This is a genomic window from Amycolatopsis circi (genome assembly GCF_003385235.1).
Taxonomy (GTDB): domain Bacteria; phylum Actinomycetota; class Actinomycetes; order Mycobacteriales; family Pseudonocardiaceae; genus Amycolatopsis; species Amycolatopsis circi.
This window is the reverse complement of record NZ_PQIA01000013.1, coordinates 130,824-149,347: the sequence shown is the minus strand read 5'-3', so window position 1 is coordinate 149,347 and position 18,524 is coordinate 130,824. Positions and strand designations below refer to the sequence as shown.

Annotated in this window: 19 protein-coding genes and 1 pseudogene; 15 read left to right on the top strand and 5 right to left on the bottom strand. The window is 68.3% G+C overall.

The genetic code is table 11. The features are described from left to right. Nucleotides 1–18 precede the first annotated feature (18 nt). The 5 genes from D0D37_RS07350 (at nucleotide 19) to D0D37_RS07330 (ending at nucleotide 7,604) form a co-directional block, all read left to right on the top strand. Nucleotides 19–1,416, top strand: a complete 1,398-nt coding sequence (locus D0D37_RS07350; protein WP_116199758.1) for an APC family permease — start codon at nucleotides 19–21, stop codon at nucleotides 1,414–1,416. 75 nt (nucleotides 1,417–1,491) lie between these two features. Then, complete coding sequence (locus tag D0D37_RS07345; protein ID WP_162834112.1) at nucleotides 1,492–2,445, top strand: MsnO8 family LLM class oxidoreductase; 954 nt, start codon at nucleotides 1,492–1,494, stop codon at nucleotides 2,443–2,445. Between the two features lie 131 nt (nucleotides 2,446–2,576). Continuing rightward, nucleotides 2,577–3,506: an ABC transporter ATP-binding protein gene (locus D0D37_RS07340; protein ID WP_116199756.1), complete on the top strand. Its 930-nt coding sequence runs from the start codon at nucleotides 2,577–2,579 to the stop codon at nucleotides 3,504–3,506. After that, nucleotides 3,503–4,861, top strand: a complete 1,359-nt coding sequence (locus D0D37_RS07335; RefSeq protein WP_116199755.1) for an ABC transporter permease — start codon at nucleotides 3,503–3,505, stop codon at nucleotides 4,859–4,861. The genes D0D37_RS07340 and D0D37_RS07335 overlap by 4 nt, the downstream gene beginning before the upstream one ends. A 4-nt stretch (nucleotides 4,862–4,865) precedes the next feature. Further along, a complete protein-coding gene (locus D0D37_RS07330; protein WP_116199754.1) occupies nucleotides 4,866–7,604 on the top strand; it encodes a bifunctional YncE family protein/alkaline phosphatase family protein in 2,739 nt (912 codons plus the stop codon). Nucleotides 7,605–7,670: 66 nt separating this feature from the next. On the opposite strand, the gene D0D37_RS46475 is transcribed toward D0D37_RS07330, so the two are convergent. Continuing rightward, nucleotides 7,671–7,847, bottom strand: coding sequence for a hypothetical protein (locus tag D0D37_RS46475; protein ID WP_425266906.1), 177 nt, complete (start codon nucleotides 7,845–7,847; stop codon nucleotides 7,671–7,673). Between D0D37_RS46475 and D0D37_RS47815 the strand changes: the two genes are divergently transcribed. After that, entirely contained in the window at nucleotides 7,788–8,024 is a 237-nt protein-coding gene (locus tag D0D37_RS47815) for a hypothetical protein (protein ID WP_244223423.1), read from the top strand. The genes D0D37_RS46475 and D0D37_RS47815 overlap by 60 nt on opposite strands. Nucleotides 8,025–8,044: 20 nt before the next feature. Here the strand turns inward: D0D37_RS47815 and D0D37_RS47810 are convergent. Further along, nucleotides 8,045–8,209: pseudogene (locus D0D37_RS47810) on the bottom strand (TetR/AcrR family transcriptional regulator); the annotation flags it as partial. Between D0D37_RS47810 and D0D37_RS07320 the strand changes: the two are divergent. Then, nucleotides 8,148–8,387 carry an LLM class oxidoreductase gene (locus tag D0D37_RS07320; RefSeq protein ID WP_116199752.1) on the top strand — a complete coding sequence of 80 codons (240 nt, stop codon included), beginning with the start codon at nucleotides 8,148–8,150 and terminating at the stop codon, nucleotides 8,385–8,387. The pseudogene D0D37_RS47810 and the gene D0D37_RS07320 sit on opposite strands and share 62 nt — an antisense overlap. A 161-nt stretch (nucleotides 8,388–8,548) precedes the next feature. Here the strand turns inward: D0D37_RS07320 and D0D37_RS07315 are convergent, their stop codons facing one another. Then, nucleotides 8,549–9,856 carry a lipase family protein gene (locus D0D37_RS07315; RefSeq protein WP_116199751.1) on the bottom strand — a complete coding sequence of 436 codons (1,308 nt, stop codon included), beginning with the start codon at nucleotides 9,854–9,856 and terminating at the stop codon, nucleotides 8,549–8,551. A 119-nt stretch (nucleotides 9,857–9,975) separates the two neighbouring features. Beyond that, a complete protein-coding gene (locus D0D37_RS07310; protein WP_116199750.1) occupies nucleotides 9,976–10,950 on the bottom strand; it encodes a helix-turn-helix transcriptional regulator in 975 nt (324 codons plus the stop codon). 92 nt (nucleotides 10,951–11,042) lie between these two features. Here D0D37_RS07310 and D0D37_RS07305 point away from each other — a divergent pair, with 92 nt between their 5' ends. The 8 genes from D0D37_RS07305 to D0D37_RS07270 all read left to right on the top strand — a co-directional run bounded on the left by D0D37_RS07305 (nucleotide 11,043) and on the right by D0D37_RS07270 (nucleotide 17,822). After that, on the top strand, nucleotides 11,043–11,444 hold the full coding sequence (locus D0D37_RS07305) for a RidA family protein (protein WP_116199749.1): 402 nt from the start codon (nucleotides 11,043–11,045) through the stop codon (nucleotides 11,442–11,444). A 50-nt stretch (nucleotides 11,445–11,494) separates the two neighbouring features. Next, nucleotides 11,495–11,839, top strand: a complete 345-nt coding sequence (locus D0D37_RS07300) for a PadR family transcriptional regulator (RefSeq protein ID WP_244223419.1) — start codon at nucleotides 11,495–11,497, stop codon at nucleotides 11,837–11,839. Nucleotides 11,840–11,930: 91 nt separating this feature from the next. Then, nucleotides 11,931–12,902: a hypothetical protein gene (locus tag D0D37_RS07295; RefSeq protein WP_116199747.1), complete on the top strand. Its 972-nt coding sequence runs from the start codon at nucleotides 11,931–11,933 to the stop codon at nucleotides 12,900–12,902. Between the two features lie 23 nt (nucleotides 12,903–12,925). Then, complete coding sequence (locus D0D37_RS07290) at nucleotides 12,926–14,653, top strand: ArnT family glycosyltransferase (RefSeq protein ID WP_116199746.1); 1,728 nt, start codon at nucleotides 12,926–12,928, stop codon at nucleotides 14,651–14,653. A 73-nt stretch (nucleotides 14,654–14,726) separates the two neighbouring features. Beyond that, the gene (locus D0D37_RS07285) at nucleotides 14,727–15,464 is read left to right on the top strand and encodes an IclR family transcriptional regulator (RefSeq protein WP_116199745.1); all 738 of its coding nucleotides are present in this window, start codon (nucleotides 14,727–14,729) and stop codon (nucleotides 15,462–15,464) included. Nucleotides 15,465–15,553: 89 nt separating this feature from the next. Then, nucleotides 15,554–16,534: a thiamine pyrophosphate-dependent dehydrogenase E1 component subunit alpha gene (locus D0D37_RS07280; protein WP_116199744.1), complete on the top strand. Its 981-nt coding sequence runs from the start codon at nucleotides 15,554–15,556 to the stop codon at nucleotides 16,532–16,534. A 23-nt stretch (nucleotides 16,535–16,557) separates the two neighbouring features. Beyond that, nucleotides 16,558–17,592, top strand: coding sequence for an alpha-ketoacid dehydrogenase subunit beta (locus D0D37_RS07275; protein ID WP_116199743.1), 1,035 nt, complete (start codon nucleotides 16,558–16,560; stop codon nucleotides 17,590–17,592). Beyond that, a complete protein-coding gene (locus tag D0D37_RS07270) occupies nucleotides 17,589–17,822 on the top strand; it encodes a biotin/lipoyl-containing protein (RefSeq protein WP_116199742.1) in 234 nt (77 codons plus the stop codon). Before D0D37_RS07275 ends, D0D37_RS07270 begins: the two co-directional genes overlap by 4 nt. Nucleotides 17,823–17,915: 93 nt before the next feature. Here the strand turns inward: D0D37_RS07270 and D0D37_RS07265 are convergent, their stop codons facing one another. Then, nucleotides 17,916–18,395 carry a carboxymuconolactone decarboxylase family protein gene (locus D0D37_RS07265; RefSeq protein ID WP_116199784.1) on the bottom strand — a complete coding sequence of 160 codons (480 nt, stop codon included), beginning with the start codon at nucleotides 18,393–18,395 and terminating at the stop codon, nucleotides 17,916–17,918. Nucleotides 18,396–18,524: the final 129 nt, after the last annotated feature.

Here is an 18,524-nt window from a genome sequence, read left to right as displayed (position 1 = left end):
ACTTGATGGAGGCCAGCGTTGTCCACCCCCGTCTTGCGCCGCGGGTTGCGCACCCTCGGCATGCTGCTGATCACGCTTTCCGCGATCAGCCCGGCGTCCTCGGTGTTCGTCATCGCGCCGGGCGTCCTCGCCGGCGCCGGATCGGGCGCCTTCTACGCCTTCCTCGCCGCCGCCGTAGTCGGCATCTTCATGGCCTTCGTGTACGCCGAACTGGGCTCGGCCTTCCCGTCCGCGGGCGGCGAGTACACGATCGCCGCCCGCACGCTGGGCAAACTGCCCGGATTCATGGTGCTGGGCATCATGATCGTGACGCAGGTGCTGATCGTCGCGGTGATCGCGCTCGGCGTCGGCACCTACCTGAGCGTGGTGCTGCCCGGCGTGTCCCCGGCGGTCGTGGCGGCGGTGACGTGCGTGCTCGCCGCGATCGTCGCGGTGTTCGACATCAAGCTGAACGCCTGGGTCACCGGCATTTTCCTCGCGGTGGAGCTGCTGGCGCTGGCCGTGGTCGCGGTGCTCGGGCTGGTCAAGCCGGCCCGTCCGTTCAGCGACTTGCTCGCGCATCCGGTCGCCCCGGGCGGCGGCCCTGCGACGATCAGCGCGGTGATGATCGCGACGGCGATCGCGATCTTCGCCTACAACGGTTACGGCTCGGCGGTCTACTTCGGAGAGGAAACCAAGGACGCCGGACGCGGGGTGGCACGCGCTGTCCTCATGGGACTCGGGGTCACCGTGCTGGCCGAGCTGATCCCGGTCACCGCGGTGCTGATGGGCGCGCCGGATCTGGGCACTTTGTTCAGCTCTCCCAACATGTTGTCGTACTTCGTGCAGTCCCGCGGCGGCACCACCCTCGACACCGTGCTGAGCCTCGCGGTCGCGCTCGCCATCATCAACGCGGTCCTCGCGATCGTGCTGATCAGCTCCCGGCTGGTGTTCAGCAGCGGCCGCGACCGCGCGTGGCCGAAGGCGATGAACCGCGCGCTCTCCGCGGTGCACCCGAAGTTCGGCACCCCGTGGGTCGCGACGCTGGCGACCGGATTCGTCGCCGCCGCACTGTGCTTTGTGGACCCGCAGATCCTGACAGTCGTGACCAGCACGTCGATCGTCGTCGTGTACGCGGCGCTGTGCCTCGGTGCCATCTTGGGCCGTCGTTCCGGTGCGACGGCCGGGGCGAAATACCGGATGCCCGGCTTCCCGATCGCGCCGGTGGTGGCGTTGATCGCGCTGGCGTTCGTGCTGTACGTGAACGCGACCGACCCGGTGATCGGACGGCCGAGTCTCATCGTCACCGGGGCGATCGCGTTGCTGGCCTTGGGGTATTACCTCGTGGTGCTGCGCCGCCGGGGCGGCTGGCAGCTGAGCGAGGCGGTGGAGGAGGAAGAGGAGACCGCGCCCGCGCCGGTGCGGGAGACCTCGTAAGCCGCGGCTGGACCGTCCACTTGAGACGTGGGCGGTCCGGTTGTCGGACCGCACCTGGTTGGGGATGATGGCCGGGTGCGGGTTTCAGTGCTGGACACATCGCCGATCGTCGCGGGGTCGACCGCGCGGGAGGCGTTGCGCCGCACGGTCGACCTCGCCGAACTGGCCGACGAGCTGGGATATCACCGCTACTGGTTGCCCGAACACCACAGCATGCGTGGTGTCGCGAGTTCCGCGCCTGCCGTGGCAGCCGCCCGCGTCGCGGATGCCACGAAAAGGATCCGCGTCGGCGCGGGCGGCGTCCTCCTGCTCAACCATCCGCCGCTCGTCGTCGCCGAGCAGTTCGGCACGCTCGCCGCGTTCCATCCGGGCCGGATCGATCTCGGACTCGGCCGCGCGCTCGGCGGTCCGCACCAAGTGGCCGACGCGCTGAACCCCGGCCCAGCGGACAGCTTTCCCGGCCGCGTCAAGGAGTTGTTGACCTACTTCTCCGACTCGGACCAGCCGCTGCGCGCAACTCCCGCACAAGGAAACGTGCCGGACCTCTGGCTCCTCGGCTCAAGCACCGCCAGCGCACCCCTCGCCGCCGAACTAGGCCTGCCGTACGCGTTCGCCTACCACCTCCGCCCCGCCGAAGCCGCCGCCGCGACCTGCAGCTACCGCGAGAACTTCCGTCCGGGCCTGATCGCTGAGCCGTCCATTGTGGTCAGCGTCGCGGTGGTCGCCGCCGCGACCGAGGAGCGGGCCGAATGGCTCGCCAGGTCCATTCGGGCTAAGGCGTTGAGCCGTTCGCGCGGTGAGCGGATCTTGTTGCCGCGCCCGGAAGACGCGGTCGTGGACCCGGCCGTCGGCCCCGGCCCGGTGCTGGCCGGAGCCCCGGCGGCGCTGCGGAATTCGTTGCGCACAGTCATCGACGAAACCGGTGCGGAAGAACTGATGATCACCACCCCGATTCACGACCACGCGGAGCGGAAACGGTCCTATGCGCTGGTCCGGGAGATCTCGGACACTTTGCGCCCGCGCGATTGATCCCGTTTTGTCCGATTGTCGGTGGTGAAACCGGCTGCGGCGCACGGGGTTTCCCCAACGTTCAACCTGGCGCGGGTTCGCCTGTCACTTGTCGTGCCTAAGTTCCTCACGGCTTCGGAAAGTGGGGATTCATGAAAACCAGCGACGCGGTGCGGGCCCGCGCGATCACCAAGTGTTTCGGCGACGTGATCGCGCTCGACGGCGTCGATCTCGACGTGGCTTACGGCGAGATCCACGGGCTCGTCGGACCGAACGGCGCGGGCAAGACAACGCTGCTCGGACTGCTGCTCGGGCTCGCGGTCGCCGACGAGGGCGAACTCGAGATCCTCGGCCGCCCGGTCGGCCGCGCGCTCGCCACCCCGGACGGCATCTCCGGGTTCGTCGACGGGCCGGGGCTGTACCCCTCGCTCACCGCGCGGCAGAATCTGGCCGCGCTGGCCTCGCTGCGCGGACAGACCGTCGACCTCGACGACCTTCTCGCGCAGGTCGGGCTCACCGACGTCGCCGACGACCGGGCGCGCGGGTTCTCCCTCGGCATGCGCCAGCGCCTCGGCCTCGCCGCCGCGTTGCTGACCAAACCGCGGTTGCTGGTCCTCGACGAACCCGCCAACGGTCTCGATCCGGCGGGCAAGAAACACGTGCACGGCGTGCTCACCCGGCTCGCCGACGAGGGGACCGCGGTGGTGCTGTCCAGCCACCGGATGGACGACCTCGAAGCGCTCTGCTCGGAGGTCACCATCCTGTTCGCGGGCTGCGTCGTTTTCACCGGCCCGCTGGCGAAACTGTCCGCTGAGGACCGTGAGCTGGCCTACCGCCTGGTGACCTCGGACCAGAAGGCCGCGCGCGAGATCGCCGAGAACGTGCCCGGCCTGCGGATCGACGACACCCAAACGCCTCGTGGACAGGCCGACGTCCTGGTGGTGAGCGGTTTGGTGCCCGCCCTGGACGACCTCGTCGCGCGCGTCGTCGGCAAGGGCATCGGTGTTCGGGAACTGGCTCCGGTCGTTTCGCCGCTGGAGGCGGCTTTCCTGGAGCTGACGGAGCAGGAGGACAAGCGATGACCGTCACCGAGGCTCCGGCCGAGCAGCAGGCCTCCGTCCGTCCGGTCGGGCTGGGCCGCGGATACCGGTTCGAGCTGGTGAAGCTGTTGTCGCAGTGGCGGATCCGGGTGCTGCTGCTCGCTTGCTGGCTCGCGCCCGCGGTGTTCGTCGCCGCGGTCAGCCAGCAGAGCGACCTGCCGGTGGACACCCTGTTCGGCCGCCTGATGAACGAGACTGGCTGGGCCGGGCCGCTCGTGTTGCTCGGTTTCGCAGGCAGCTACGCGCTTCCGCTGCTGACCTCGCTGGTCGCCGGAGACGTCTTCGCCGCCGAGGACCGGCTCGGCACCTGGCGGCACCTGCTGGTGGCAATGCGGTCGTACCGGCGGATTTTCGTGTCGAAAGCGCTCGCCAGCCTCACGGTGATCTTGTTGCTGGTCCTCGGATTGGCGGTGTCCAGCGCGGTCGGCGGTCTCGTCGCGGTCGGCGGGCAGCCGCTGATCGGGCTCGACGGACACCTGCTTTCTTCCGGCGACGCGGCGGTGAAGGTCATCCTCGCCTGGATCTGCGTGCTCGCCCCGACCCTTGCCCTGGCTGGGATCGGTCTGCTCGGCTCTGTCGCGTTAGGACGGTCGCCGATGGGCTTGCTGCTGCCCGCGGTGGTCGCGCTCGTGATGGCGGTGGCGCAGTTGCTGCCGCTGCCGGTCGTCGTCCGGCTCGCGCTGCCGACGTACGCGTTCATCTCGTGGAACGGTCTCTTCACCGACCCGGCCCAGCTCGGTCCGCTGCTGATCGGCGTCGGGGTGAGCCTGGTATGGGCAGCGGTCGCGACTGCGCTGGCCTACGTGCTGTTCGTGAGACGCGACTTCACCGATCTGACATATGACGGTGCCGGTCGTCGTGTACTAACCGCGGGCTTGCTGCCGCTGGCCGCGCTGGTCGGCGTCACGGTGGCAGTCGTCGCGGTCGCTACGCCGGCGTCGGGTTCGGGCATTGACCAGGCCAAGCTGCAGCAGTCGCTGTCCACCGAATTCGCGCACCTCTACCGCATCCAGGCCGCACAACTGCACCGTCCGGACGTCACCGAGGAGCAACTCGCGGCCAGCACGGAATGCACCAAGGGCGGCGGCCTCGTCGAGGCCGAAGGCCCCGGCAACGACTGGCGTTGCGTCGTCACCTGGCATCTCCCTGGTATCTCAGCGACCGGGCAGGCGATCTACCAGCTCGATGTCACCTCGGACGGGCGGTATGTCGCCGACGGCGACGGACCGAAGGAAGTGAACGGCTACTTCCAGGTGCGGACCCCGGAAGGGGACCGGCCCAACCCGCTGTGGCAGTTCGACGGCAACGTCGAACTGCTCTCCTCCACGAAGGGATGAGGACATGCAAGTAACGCGCCGTCGCAGGCGTGGCGGGAAGAAAGAACTCCGCAGATCCCGCAAGCTGCGCTTCGTCACGGCGGGGGCGACCGCGGTCGCTCTCGTCGCCGCGGGCTCGGGCATCGGCCTCGCCTCCACCAAGCAGTTCGGCAACGACCAGGTCGGCCAGGAAACCCAAAACGGCCTGACCATCTCCAGCGACCAGTACCTCAAGCCGATCGGCGAGCGGCTGGTCCTGCCGAACGGCAAGATCATGTCCTCGACGGTCAGCCCGGACGGCAGCCACCTCGCCGCGCTGACCACCGACGGCGGCATCGCGCTGACCATCGTCGACCTGAAGAGCTGGAAGGTGCAGCAGCTCGTCGGCAAGGACAAGAAGGCCGACCTGCAGCTGCCCGGCAACGACGTCGGCCAGGAAGGCCCGTCGTACTCGCCGGACGGCAAAACGCTGTGGCTGGGCCAGATCGACGGCTACCGCAAGTTCGACGTGAACCCGGACGGCACCGTCGCCAACCCGACCTGGGTTGCGATTCCCGCTGACGGGGCCAAGCATTCCCTCGCCGCGGGCGCGATCTTCTCCCCGGACGGGTCCACTGTGTACTCCGCGGTGAACGGCCAGAACCGGGTCGTCGCGATCGACGCGGCCAGCGGCCAGATCAAGCAGAGCTGGACCGTCGGCAACGCGCCGCGCGCGCTGGTCCGGATCGGCAACCGGATCTACGTCAGCAACGAGGGCGGCCGCGCGGCGAAGCCGGGCGACACCACGATCAACTCGTACGGCACCGACGTCGTCGCCGACCCGAAGACCGGGGCCGCGACTACCGGCACGGTCAGTGTGATCGACCTGGCGAACCCGGCCGCTCCGGTCAAGAGCATCGACGTCGGGCTGCACCCGACCGCGTTGCGCGCCAAGAACAACACCCTGTTCGTGGCGAACACCGGCGGCGACAGCGTTTCGGTGATCGACGCGCAGCGCAACGTCGTGGTGCAGACCATCGCGACGCAGCCGTGGCCGGAGGCGCAGGTCGGTTACGAGCCGACCGACATCGCGCTCACCGACGACGGCCACCTGCTGGTGACCCTCGGCCGGGCGAACGCGGTCGCGGTCTACCGCTACTGGTTCCCGCAGGCCCCCGCCGCCTTCATCGGACTGCTGCCGACGGACTACTTCCCGTCTGGTATCTCAGCGTCGGGCAATAACATCCTTGTCGCGAACACCCGCGGCATCGACGCCCGCCGCCCGACCACCGCGGCCGGGCACGCCACGCACGACACCACGTCGAGCCTGCAGCGGTTCACCCTGCCGACCGACTGGCAGACCTGGACGCAGACGGCTCAGGTGTTCAAGCAGAACGGCTGGACGCCGGGGTCGGTGCAGAAGGCGAACGGCAACCGCAACGTCAAGCCGGTTCCGGTGCCGCAGCGCCTCGGCGACCCGTCCACGATCAAGCACGTTTTCTTGCTGGTCAAGGAAAACCGGACGTACGACCAGCTCTTCGGCGACATGCAGAAGGGCAACGGAAACCCGGCGCTGGCGCAGTTCGGCAAGGCGGTCACGCCGAACCAGCACGCGCTGGCCGACCAGTTCGGCTTGTACGACAACACCTATGACATCGGCACGAACTCGGCCGAGGGCCACAACTGGCTGATGCAGGCGGACAACCCGGAGTACACCGAGTCCTCCGCCGGCGAGTACAAGCGCAGCTACGACACCGAGGACGACGCGCTGGGCCACCAGCGCAGCGGCTTCCTGTGGAGCGGGGCGCAGGCGGCGGGCAAGACCGTCCGCGACTTCGGGGAGTTCCAGCAGTTCCTGGCCAAGCCCGCGGGCGCGAGCTGGCAGAACCTGTACTGCGACTCGAAGAACATGGCCGCGACCGGCGAGCCGACCGCGTACCCGCTGGTCTCGTCGTCGCCGATCCCGTCGCTGAACAGCGTTTCGGTGCCGGGCTTCCCGAAGTTCGACACCGACGTGCCCGACCAGTACCGGTACGAGATCTGGAAGAACGACTTCGAGAAGAACGGCCCGGCCAACCTGAACATGTTCTGGCTGTCGAGCGACCACACCGGCGGGCCGCCGAGCCCGGCCGCGCAGGTCGCCGACAACGACCTGGCCGTCGGCAAGATCGTCGACAAGATCTCGCACAGCCAGTACTGGAAGGACTCGGCGATCTTCGTGGTCGAGGACGACTCCCAGGCCGGGCTGGACCACGTCGACGGGCACCGGGCGCCGATCCAGGTCATCAGCCCGTACGCCCAGCACGGCGCGACCGACAGCCGGTACTACTCGCAGATCACCATGATCCGCACCATCGAGCAGATCCTCGGGATCCACCCGATGAACCAGAAGGACAGCGCGGCCACCCCGATGGCGACCGCGTTCACGCAGAAGCCGGACACCACGCCGTTCACTGCGGTGCCGAACCAGACGTCGCTGACCGCGGGCCTGAAGACCCCGCCGTCGTGCGGCACGGACAACGTCCCGACGGCGTCCACCGCGGCGGCGTCGGCGGCGGTGCCCGCGGACAAGCAGCAACTGGCGCAGCAGTGGCAGCAATGGCAGTCGCAGCAGAAGCTGACCGGCCCGAACGCCACGGCGGACTACGCCAACCCCGCGCAGATGGACCACTTCACGTGGTACCAGGTGCACGGGTGGACCCAGCCGTATCCGGGCGAGGACAAGATCTTCGCGCCGGACCAGGTGCCGGGGGCGTTCATTCCGTCGGCCGAATCTGACGGCTGATTCGTTAGCAGCTAAGGGAAAGCCCCTGTCCGCCGGCGTGCGGGCAGGGGCTTTCTTCGTGATATCTCAACCGGCGTTCGGTAGTGGAGCACTGACGGCCGCTGGAGAAAGTCCGTCGAGCAGCAGGGCGAGATAACGGGGCCAGTGCGTGCCCGCGACCGCGGTCACCATGGTGATCAGGCAGTGGAGATCTTCGAGAGTCAGGTCTGCGCGCACCTCGCCGGATTCCTGCGCGCGGGACAGCGCCTCGCCGAACGCTCCCAGATGCCGTCCGGCGATCTCGGCCGCGAGGGCGTTTCCGTTGACCAGCGCCAGGATCCCGCGGCGACTCCGCTCTCCAGCACGATTTCCAGTGCCCGGCGCGGATCCGGCTCGGCCTCGACCCGGCTGCGGATCGGCTCCGCTTGCTCGGCGAAGTAGTCCTCCAGCACCGCGGTCAGCAGGTCGTCCTTGGTCGGGAAGTGCCGGTAGAGCGTGCGCGCGCTGACGCCCGCGGCCTTCGCGATCTTGTCGAGGGGGGTGGGGGTAAAGGTGTTGGACCGGGTGCTCAGCCGCGGCGACGGCTGGCTCCCGCTGCCGCTGTACCCGATCGACGTCCTGCGCACGCGGATCACGGAACTGTGGGAGCGGGCGGGTCGTCAGGTGCCGGTGACGCTGTACGGGGCTGATCCGGAGAAGCTGGCGGAGTACGCGGAGGCGGGGGTTGACCGGGTGCTGTTCGAGCTGGAGGACCACGAGGAGGCCGACGACGTGGTGCGGCAGCTGGACCGATTGGCCTCGTGAGTGCCGATGCCGGTTCTAACCGGCGTAAACACTCACGAGGCCCAACCTGCGCATGCCTGGGTCCGCGGCGGTCGAGGCCCTCGGGGCAGGCCGGGCGGACGTGCTCAGTGTGCGGGCGGTTCGGCGACGACGGTGACGCTCGCCGCCGAACCGTCGCTCAGTCAGGACCCGGTGTGCTGCTCCGGGTCCAGCGAGTTCCCCGCCGGGATGCGTCCGCAGCTGGACGGCGCGGCCTTGCCCGCGAACCGGTCGCCGAGCCAGGCGATCGCGGTCGGCGCCCACACCGGGAGCGCGGTGGCGTGGCTGAGCGCGTCGTACTGCGTGTACTTGATCGAGGTGTTTCCGCTTGTGCAGTACTGATTCGCGAGCGCGCGGACGTCCCCGGCCACCATCACGCCGTCGCCGGTGCCGATGCCTGGCTCGTTGCTGACGGTGCCTTCGAGCGCGCCGTTGTTGGCCTGCCCGATGAATCCGGGAATCGACGGCGTCGCGGCCGAGCCGATGTTCACCTTGTTGACCGCGTCGACGAACGGCGGCACCGAATCCGGGTCCGCGTACTCCGGCTTGACCAGCTTCTGCCAGGTCAGCCCGGGGTAGTGGCCGAGCGCGTCGGCGATCGACGCGTGCTCAAGCTCGGCGAGCACTTTCAGGCCGTACTCGCTGGCGTACGGCTTGAGATCGATGCCGTAACCGCGCGAGACGCCGATCAGCGCCATCGGGATCACGCCAGACCAGATCGGACTGCCGCTGACGTACTTGAGGTTGTGCGCGGGGTCGACGAGCACTCCGCCCTCGGCGAAACCGACGAGGTTCTTCTCGACTTCCGGCGCGTAGCTCCCGGCGATCGCCGACGCCCAGCCGGTCGCGATCGCACCGCCGGAATAGCCGAGGAGGCCGAATTTGGTGGATCCGGTCATCCCGGTGCCGGACGCGTGCGTCGCGGCGCGGATGGAGTCCAAAGTGGTCTGACCGTATTCCGGGCCCGCGGCGAAATCGGCGGTCGGGCCTTCGGTGTCCGGGATGACGACGCTGTACCCGAGCGCGAGCGCCGGCGCGATGAGCACCGACTCGGCGTTCGGCAGCACGCCGCCGAGCCGGACGTCGCCCGCGATCGCGCGGGACGGGGCGTCCTCGGGGGCGAGCGAGTCGTACGCGGATTGGTAGGAGATGGCTTTTCCGTTGCCGCCCAGCGGGTTCCGGACGACCGAGGTGACGTTCGCGGTGGGGTTGCCCTGTGCGTCGGCGGTCCGGTAGAGCAGCTGCGTGGCCTGTACTGGAGTCGGGAAGCCGAAGACGTGATATGTCAACGTCCGCGTCTTCAATACGGTGCCCGGGGCGTACGACGAGAGCGGCGTGCTGCCGTCGTAACTGTAGAAGGAATCAGCCGAAGCCGCGGCGGGCAGCGCGACGGCGGACGTGATCGCGAGAGCGGCGGCGGCGATCAGCGCACGGACGGGTTTCCGGATCATGACTCCCCTTTGAACCATGAAGTTCGAACCATGATGTGGATCACGACTGGCGGGTAACTTACCAGTGAGTAGGTATCCGCACAACTACGGAAGGTGCTGGCAGTGCCGTTGCGGACAGGTCAGGCGGGCCCCGAGTAGGTGGCGGTGATCGCGGCGGCGCGGTCGTGCAGCACGGTACGCAACGATTGCGGCGCAAGGACTTCCGCGTTCGTCGCGTGCTGCCAGAGCGCCCATTCGGCGTGCCGGGAATCCTGGAAAGTCGCCTCCAGCTGAATCCACCCGTCCGGACCGGTTTTTTCGGCGTGAATGGCGAGCGCGGTGCGCGCCAATTCTCCCCGCTGCTTCGGGCGAATTCGGACTAGCGCGACGATTTGGTCGCCGCCGCTCCGGAACCGCGTGCTGCGTTCCTGCCAGGCCCGGCCCAGGTCGACTCGATCGGGCCGCTGCGCGGGTTCGTCGAGTTCTTCGGCGGCCAACACGCGGGACAGCCGGTAGGTCCGGTCTTCGCCGTCGCGGGTGGCGAGCAAATATCCCTGCTCTCGCACGGTGACCAGTCCAATCGGGTGCACTGTGCGCCATTTCGGAGTCTGATTCACCGCTTGGTAGCGAATGCGGACCTGGTGTCCGGCGAACACCGCGCGGCGGATCTCGGCGACCACAGCGTCGGGCACTTCCTCGGCGACCGCGCGGCGCGAGAGGAGGTCGATCTCCGGGTCGATGAGCAATCGCTCGGCCACGCCCGCGGCGGTGGACCGATGGCTTTCCGGCAGCGCGTCGACCACTTTGAGCATGGCCGAAGCGAGCGCCGAACCGAGGCCGAACGCCTGCGCGCCGCGGCGAGATCCGGCGACCAGCAAGGCAAGCGCTTCGTCGTGGTTCAGGCCGGTGAGTTCGGTCTGGAATCCGGGCAGCAGCGCGAATCCGCCGTTGCGGCCGCGCTCGGCGTAGACCGGCACGCCCGCCGCGGACAGTGCGTCGATGTCGCGCAGCACAGTGCGAGTGGAGACTTCCAGTTCGCGGGCGAGGGTGGCCGCGGACAGCCGACCGCGCTGGCGCAACAGCAGGACCAGCGAGACCAACCGGTCGGCGCGCATGGCGAAAACTCTACCTAATACACGACACAGGATGTCGCGTATTGCTTGCCAAGCTGCTCCGCGTACTGCTGAGAACGTGAACGGAGCAAGTGGTGGAGCGAACGACTGTCAACCCGTGGGCGTGGTCGACGGCGATGGGATACAACCAGGGCGAACTGGTGTCCGGGCCGGTCCGGACCCTGTACTGCGCGGGGCAGACCGCGATGAACGGCGACGGCGACCCGCAGCACGCCGGGGACCTGGCGAAGCAGGTGGCGTTGAGCCTGGACAACCTGGAAGCGGTACTCGCCGAAGCGGGCATGTCGTTGGGAAACCTGGTCCGGTTCAACGTCTACACGACCGACGTCGACCAGCTTTTCCAGCACTACGGCGTCCTCGCGGCACGGCTGGCTGCGGCCGGGGTCGCCCCGTCGACCACGATGCTCGGCGTGACCCGGCTGGCGATCCCGACCTTGCTGGTCGAGTTGGAGGGGACCGCCGTCGCCGAGCTTTAGCCCGTTGGCTCGGACACCCATATATATCGCGACGTGATATATATGGACGGGTGACCGAACGAGGCATGTCGGAGCAGGTCTTCCTGATCCTCACCGCACTCGCCGACGAGCCCAAACACGGCTACGGCATCGTCCAGGCCGTCGAGAAGCTGTCGGAAAACCGGGTCCGCCTGCGGGTCGGCACGCTGTACGGCGTGCTCGACCGGCTGGTGGCCGACGGATGGGCGGAGCGGGACAAAGAGGAGATCCACCAGGGCCGGCTGCGCCGGTATTACCGGCTGACTGACCTCGGTGGCCGGATTTTGGCCGAACAAGCCCGACGGTTGGCTGCGAACGCCGCCGCGGCGGATTCGGTGCTGCGGGCGCGGGGCTGGGCGCTCGGGGGCGGGGCATGATCGCTCCCGAGCTTCAGTGCGGTCAGTTGGTGCGGGTCTTGTTCCGCTCTTGCCGGTGCGTCGATCGGTCGGCTGGAATACGGAGCGGATCATGACCGCTCCAGAACTCCAGTGCCGCCGGATGGTGCGGCTTCTTCCCTGTTGGTACCGCGCCGACCGCGAGGAAGAATTGGTCGGCGCCCTGCTCGACGCGCGGGAGGCCGGCGGCGGGCGCCTCGCGGAAGCTCGCGAACTGCTCTCGATGCTGGGTCTGGGCCTGCGCGCTCGATTGGCCGCTGGCTCAGCCCCGGCTCGTGTGGTCGCTTTCGGCGACACCGTTCGCCTGGTCGCGCTGCTCGGGCTCCTCTGGGGAGTCATGAAAGGCGCCCTCTCTCTCGGTCACGATTTATACGACGCACTCGGCTTTTCTCGGACAAGCCGCCTCTACGCGGCACCCGGATCCCCGGTCGAAGCCGCCATGTCGCTCTACGCCGCGCAGTCTGCCCAGCAAATCTGGCGCGACGTCGCGTTGGCCGTCGCGGCCGTCGTGCCTCTCGCGCTCCTCTTCGCCGGGCGACGTCGGACCGCGCGAGCAGCCGCCGGCATTGTGCTGATCGCCGGATTCGCAGCCTTCTTGTATCAGTATTCCTTCAGTTTCAGCCCCGATCTGCTGGGCTATTTCATCCCGCAATGGCTGCCGCTGCTGCTGATGATCGCCGGATTCCACCTCAGCGCACCGCTGCCGTCCGCGCGGAAATGGTGGCTTGCTTTGCTCGGGGTCACGGCTTCGGCACTCTACTTCGGCTTCTTCGGTGAATCAGAACTGCGCGGGCTTTCTTGGTTTGCGTGGGCGGCGGCGCTCGTTATTCCGGCCTATTTCGCTTTCCGGCGACGCTCTCCCGCCTGGTCGTTCTCGCTCGCGGCGTGCTGTGCGCTCGTGCTGATCCAGTCGCTTGTCCTCAAAGCCGCCATGGCCGCGGCCGACTTCGAGGTACTGGAGCTAGTGCAGGTGTCGCTGGTGGGCGCGGGCATCGTGGCGCTGATCGCGTCCGGAATCTCCGACTACCGTCGCCATACCGCATAGCACTCTTTAGCGAGGACTTTCACATGAACACCATGCCAAGGGTACTTCCGCACGCCGTAAATCAGCCGATTTCCATCCGAAACAACAGGCGAAGAAATAGCTGGATCGTCATCGGGTCCATCCTGCTGATCGCCATTCTCGGCTATTTCACCCGCTGGATCTGCGACGACGCTCTCATCTTCACCAGAATCGTCGAGCAGATCCTCGCGGGAAACGGTCCGGTCTACAACCTCGGCGAACGAGCCGAGGCGTCCACGAGCACGCTGTGGCAATGGCTGCTCGCGTTCGCCGGATTCGTGTTCGGCCAGTCGGACACCTCGACGCTGTCCTGGATGCTCGGCCTGCTGCTCACCGCCGCCGGGTTCGGCTTCGCCGTCAGCGCGACGACCCGGTTGCACGGCGGGCACGTCGCGGCCATGGTGCCGTGTGGCGTCCTCGTGCTGCTGGGCGTGCGGCCGGTGTGGCAGTACGCGACGTCCGGGCTGGAGACCGGGCTCAACACGTTCTGGATGGCGCTGTGCTGGTGGCTGCTTGTGCGACTGCGCGGCAGCAAGCCGGGCAAACTCGTTGTCACAGCGGCGTTCGTGATGGGATTGGGCCCGCTGGTCCGTCCCGAACAAACGTTGGTCGCAGCGGTGTTCCTGGTAGCACTCTGGGTCGTGACAAAGCCGACCTGGCGAGTCGCCTTCGCCGCGGTGGCCGCCGCCGGGGCGCTGCCGGTCGGTTACGAGATCTTCCGGATGGGCTTCTACGGCATCCTCGTGCCGATGCCCGCGCTCACCAAGAACGCGAGCGAATCCTTCTGGGCACGCGGATTCGGTTACGTCGGCGACTTCGCGAACCCGTACCTGCTGTGGCTGCCGCTGGTGCTCTGCACCGTCCTGCTCGCCGGGGTGCTGCGGAAACAAAGCACCGATCGGATCGTCGCCCTCACCCCGGTGGTCGCCGGTGTGCTGTCGCTGGGATACCTGCTGAAGGTCGGCGGCGACTACATGCACGCGCGCATGGTGCTGCCGATCTTCTTCCTGCTGATGCTGCCGGTGCTCGTGCTCCCGGCGGCGAAGAACACCCGCGTGATCGGCGCCGTCCTGCTGGCCTGGGCAGTTCTCTGCGCCAGCATCGGACAGTTCGTCCCGCAAGACGGCAAGCTCATCGACGACGAACGCGGCTACTACCACGCCTGGACCGGCCAGCTGTATCCCACCGAATCGGCGGATTTCACGCCGAGGATGAGATATCTCAACGACGCGGTCAGCCCGCGCACCCTGATCTACGAAGACCCGCGCGAGCACATCCTCACCGCGCGCCTGCGCGAGGACGTCCCGTCGAAGTCGATGGTCATCGGGGTATATCTGGGGACGGTCGGTGCCATGTCACCGGTGGATGTCGGTGTCGTCGACTTCTGGGGCCTGGCCAACCCGATCGGCGCGCGGTTCGAATTCCCGACGGTGAAACCGGGACACTCGAAACCGTTGAGCAACGCGTGGCTGCTGGCGGATTACGCGGACCCGGAAGCCCCGGTCCTCAGCCCTGGCAACTTCGCCATGCGCGCGGACATCACCGCGGACCAGGTCGCCGCCGCCCGGCACGCGCTGAGCTGCGGGGATCTGGCGGAGATCCAGCGCTCGACACGCGAGCCGATGTCGCCGGGCCGGTTCTGGGCCAACCTCACCGGAGCCGTGCACCGGACCGGAGTGACCGTGCCGCCGGACCCGTTCGTCGCCGAACGGACCTTCTGCGGAAACCCGTGATCCGTCCGGCGGAACTGCTCTTGCCCAGGTCAGAGCCTTAGCGCATGCTGGAGCCGGCAGGGAGGTGACGGCGATGGCGGCTGAGCCGACCTTGATCGGGTCCGTACAGCGCGCGCTGCACCTGCTCGACGCGGTCGGCGCGAGCGAACGGCCGGTGCCGGCCAAGGTGCTCGCGCGCACCGTCGGGCTGCCGCTGCCCACGACGTATCACCTGCTGCGCACCCTCGTCCACGAGGGCTACCTCTGCAAACTCGACGACGGTTACGCGCTCGGCAGCCAAGTCAGCGAACTGCGCCAGCACACCTCGCTGCACGCGCTGCTGCCGAAGATCCGCCCGGTGCTGCGTGCCCTGCGAGACGAGGTGCACGGCGCGGCCTACCTCTCGCTGTACGCCGACGGAGACATCAAGCTCATCGACATCGCCGACGGCCCGACCGCGCCGTCGGTCGACCTGTGGGTTGGCGTGCACGAATCGGCGCACGCGACGGCGTTCGGCAAGTGCATCCTGTCCGGCCTCGACAGCGAGGGCCGCCGGGATTATCTGTCGCGGCACCAGCTGGCGGACCTCACGCCGCACACCATCACCGACAGCCGGGTCTTGGAGCAGCGGTTGTCGCAGAGCGGTGATGTTTTCAATGATCGTGAGGAGTATTTGCTCGGTACTGCGTGTTTGGCGACGACGGTCCGTACGCCGGGTGCGTTGGGTGCGGTCGCGATCTCCCTGCCTGCGCGGCGGCTCGGCTCTGCGCCGTTGCAGTCGTTGCGTCGGGCTGCTCAGCGGGTGTCGCGAGCACTGGCCGTCACCCGCTGAACCGGCCAGTTATCACCATCTGAAATCCAGCCCGTTGTCCGCCGGACCGCGCCCGGCGAAAGTGGCCTCCAGAGCGAACGGGAGGTCCCATGGAAGCGCAGGACAGGCTGGCCCTGTACCGCACGATGGTCCTGATCCGCACCTACGAGGAGGCCATCCTCCGCGAGTACCACGCCGACAAGAAACCCGTCTTCGACATCGGTGCGGGACTCGTCCCCGGCGAGATGCACCTCTCCGCGGGGCAGGAACCGGTGGCGGCGGGCGTCTGCGCGCACCTCACCGGCGACGACGCGGTCACCGCGACGCATCGGCCGCATCACTTCGCCGTCGCGCACGGCGTCGACCTGCACCGGATGACCGCTGAGATATTTGGCCGGACAACTGGACTGGGCAGCGGCCGCGGCGGGCATATGCACCTGTTCGACCCCGCCGTGCACTTCTCCTGCTCCGGCATCATCGCCGAGGGCTACCCGCCCGCGCTCGGGCAGGCGCTCGCGTTCCAGCGGCGCGGGACGGACCGGGTCGCGGTGGCGGTCACCGGCGAGGGCGCGGCGAACCAAGGCGCGTTCCACGAATCGCTCAACCTCGCGGCGCTGTGGCGGCTGCCGGTGATCTTCGTGGTGGAGGACAACGACTGGGGCATCTCGGTGCCGCGCAGCGCGTCCACGTGCGTCACGTCGAACGCGGACCGCGCCGCGGGGTACGGGATTCCGGGCGTGCGCGTCGAGGACAACTCGGTCGAGGCGGTCCACGAAGCGGCGGGTCAGGCGGTCGCGCGGGCTCGCGCTGGCGAAGGACCCAGTCTGATCGAGGTGCACACGCTGCGGCTGTGGGGCCACTTCGAGGGCGACGCACAGGGCTATCGGTCCGATTTGGACGGTGTGCCCGGCCGGGATCCGTTGCCCACTTATGAGAACCAGCTGCGCGCCGACGGCGATCTCGACGACGCGAAAGTCGCGGAATGCACAACAGCGGCCAGCGAACGAGTCGAAGCAGCGATCGCGTTCGCCAAAGAAAGCCCCGAGCCGGACCCCGCCACCGCGCTGGATTTCGTGTTCGCGCGAGCCTGACGACACAGCGAGGAGAAGCAGCAATGACGCTCACCGAACCCTCCGCGCCCGCCGGGCGGAAACTCAGCACCGCGAAGGCCATGGTCGAGGCCATCGCGCAGGAAATGGAACGCGACGAGCGGGTGTTCGTGCTCGGCGAGGACGTCGGGTCCTACGGCGGGATCTTCAGCTCCACCACGGGATTGCTCGACCAGTTCGGCCCGCGCCGGGTGCTCGACACGCCGATCTCCGAAACCGCGTTCATCGGCACCGCGATCGGCGCGGCGGTCGAGGGACTGCGGCCGGTCGTCGAGCTGATGTTCGTCGACTTCTTCGGCGTGTGCATGGACCAGATCTACAACCACATGGCCAAAATCCACTACGAGTCCGGCGGGAACGTGTCGGTGCCGATGGTGCTGACGGCCGCGGTCGGCGGTGGCTACTCCGACGGTGCGCAACATTCCCAGTGCCTATGGGGAACATTCGCGCACCTGCCCGGGATGAAGGTCGTCGTGCCGAGCAATCCCTCCGACGCCAAGGGCCTGATGACCTCCGCGATCCGCGACGACAACCCGGTGGTGTACCTGTTCCACAAGGGCGTCATGGGATTGCCGTGGATGGCGAAGAACCGCCGGTCGATCGGCCTGGTTCCGGAAGGCGACCACGAGGTCCCGATCGGCAAGGCGAACGTCGTGCGCCCCGGCAGCGACGTCACCATCGTGACGCTGTCGCTCTCGGTCCACCACGCGTTGGACGTCGCCGACGATCTCGCCGGTCAGGGCGTCGACTGCGAGGTAGTGGACCTCCGGAGCCTGGTCCCGCTGGACACCGACACGATCCTCGACTCAGTCGGCAAAACCGGCCGATTGCTGGTGGTAGACGAGGATTACCTGTCGTTCGGCCTGTCCGGCGAGGTGATCGCCCGCGTCGTCGAGCGGGACCCGAGTCTGCTGCGCGCCCCAGCCGTGCGCGTAGCGGTGCCCGACGTGCCGATCCCGTACGCGCGACCGCTGGAGTACGCGGTGCTGCCGACACCGGTGCGGATCCGTCAGGCCGTCCTCGACCTGGTGGGCGCATGACCGACGTCCCGTTCCCCGTCCTGTCCGACAACGACCCGGACGGCGAGGGAGTCCTCGCCACCTGGTTCGCGACGGACGGCGCGACCGTCCGCGAGGGCGAGCTGCTCGCGGAGGTCGCGGTGGACAAGGTCGACGCGGAGGTACCGGCTCCGGCCGCTGGTGTGGTGCGGTTTCTGGTGGGGGAGGGCGAGGTGGTGAAGCAGGGCGCGCCGATCGCCCGGATCGAGTGAGCGCCCGCGAAGACGCACGGGTCACCCCGTGCCTGGTAAGCGCACGGGTCGCCGCCGAGTCCCACCGTTGCCCGGCGGCGTCCCGTGTTCGCCTCAGCCGGCGTTCGCGAACTGCCCCGGCTGGTACTGCCCGGCCGGCGTGCGCACGATGACGTTCATCCGGTTGGCCGCGTTGATCAGCCCGATCAGCATGACCAGCGCGGCGAGCTGATCGTCGTCGTAGTGCTCGCGCGCCTGCGCCCACGTCGCGTCGGAAACGTCGCCGGCGTCTGCGATCCGGGTGCCCTCCTCCGTCAGCGCGAGCGCGGCCCGCTCGGCGGGAGTGAACACGGTCGCCTCGCGCCAGACCGCCACCAGGTGGAGCCGTTCGGCGGTCTCGCCCGCCGCGGCGGCGTCCTTGGTGTGCATGTCGGTGCAGAAGCCGCAGCCGTTGATCTGGCTGGCCCGCAGCGAAACCAGCTCCTGCGTGGGCGTCGGCAGCGACGAATTGCGCAAGAGCATGCTCAGCCCGGCGAACCGCTTGCCGAGCGATTTGCCGAGGTCGTTGGTCATCATGTCGAAGCGTGCGTTCATCGGATCCTCCAGTGCGGTGAAGCGGATGCCCATGAGATGCCGGCCGCCCGCCGGATGTGACAACTCCGGATGTGACCCGCGTCGCACCCGGAAAACCGGTGGCTCGGCAGCCGGGCCGGGACGCAGAAT

Bases quoted from the DNA above. Each gene is read 5' to 3' on its own strand.
- D0D37_RS07265 (WP_116199784.1), bottom strand. From the start codon at position 18,395: ATGAACGCACGCTTCGACATGATGACCAACGACCTCGGCAAATCGCTC.
- D0D37_RS07330 (WP_116199754.1), top strand. From the start codon at position 4,866: ATGCAAGTAACGCGCCGTCGCAGGCGTGGCGGGAAGAAAGAACTCCGC.
- D0D37_RS07285 (WP_116199745.1), top strand. From the start codon at position 14,727: ATGGCGGCTGAGCCGACCTTGATCGGGTCCGTACAGCGCGCGCTGCAC.
- D0D37_RS07310 (WP_116199750.1), bottom strand. From the start codon at position 10,950: ATGCGCGCCGACCGGTTGGTCTCGCTGGTCCTGCTGTTGCGCCAGCGC.
- D0D37_RS07270 (WP_116199742.1), top strand. From the start codon at position 17,589: ATGACCGACGTCCCGTTCCCCGTCCTGTCCGACAACGACCCGGACGGC.
- D0D37_RS07335 (WP_116199755.1), top strand. From the start codon at position 3,503: ATGACCGTCACCGAGGCTCCGGCCGAGCAGCAGGCCTCCGTCCGTCCG.
- D0D37_RS07280 (WP_116199744.1), top strand. From the start codon at position 15,554: ATGGAAGCGCAGGACAGGCTGGCCCTGTACCGCACGATGGTCCTGATC.
- D0D37_RS07290 (WP_116199746.1), top strand. From the start codon at position 12,926: ATGAACACCATGCCAAGGGTACTTCCGCACGCCGTAAATCAGCCGATT.
- D0D37_RS07295 (WP_116199747.1), top strand. From the start codon at position 11,931: ATGACCGCTCCAGAACTCCAGTGCCGCCGGATGGTGCGGCTTCTTCCC.
- D0D37_RS07340 (WP_116199756.1), top strand. From the start codon at position 2,577: ATGAAAACCAGCGACGCGGTGCGGGCCCGCGCGATCACCAAGTGTTTC.
- D0D37_RS07275 (WP_116199743.1), top strand. From the start codon at position 16,558: ATGACGCTCACCGAACCCTCCGCGCCCGCCGGGCGGAAACTCAGCACC.
- D0D37_RS07315 (WP_116199751.1), bottom strand. From the start codon at position 9,856: ATGATCCGGAAACCCGTCCGTGCGCTGATCGCCGCCGCCGCTCTCGCG.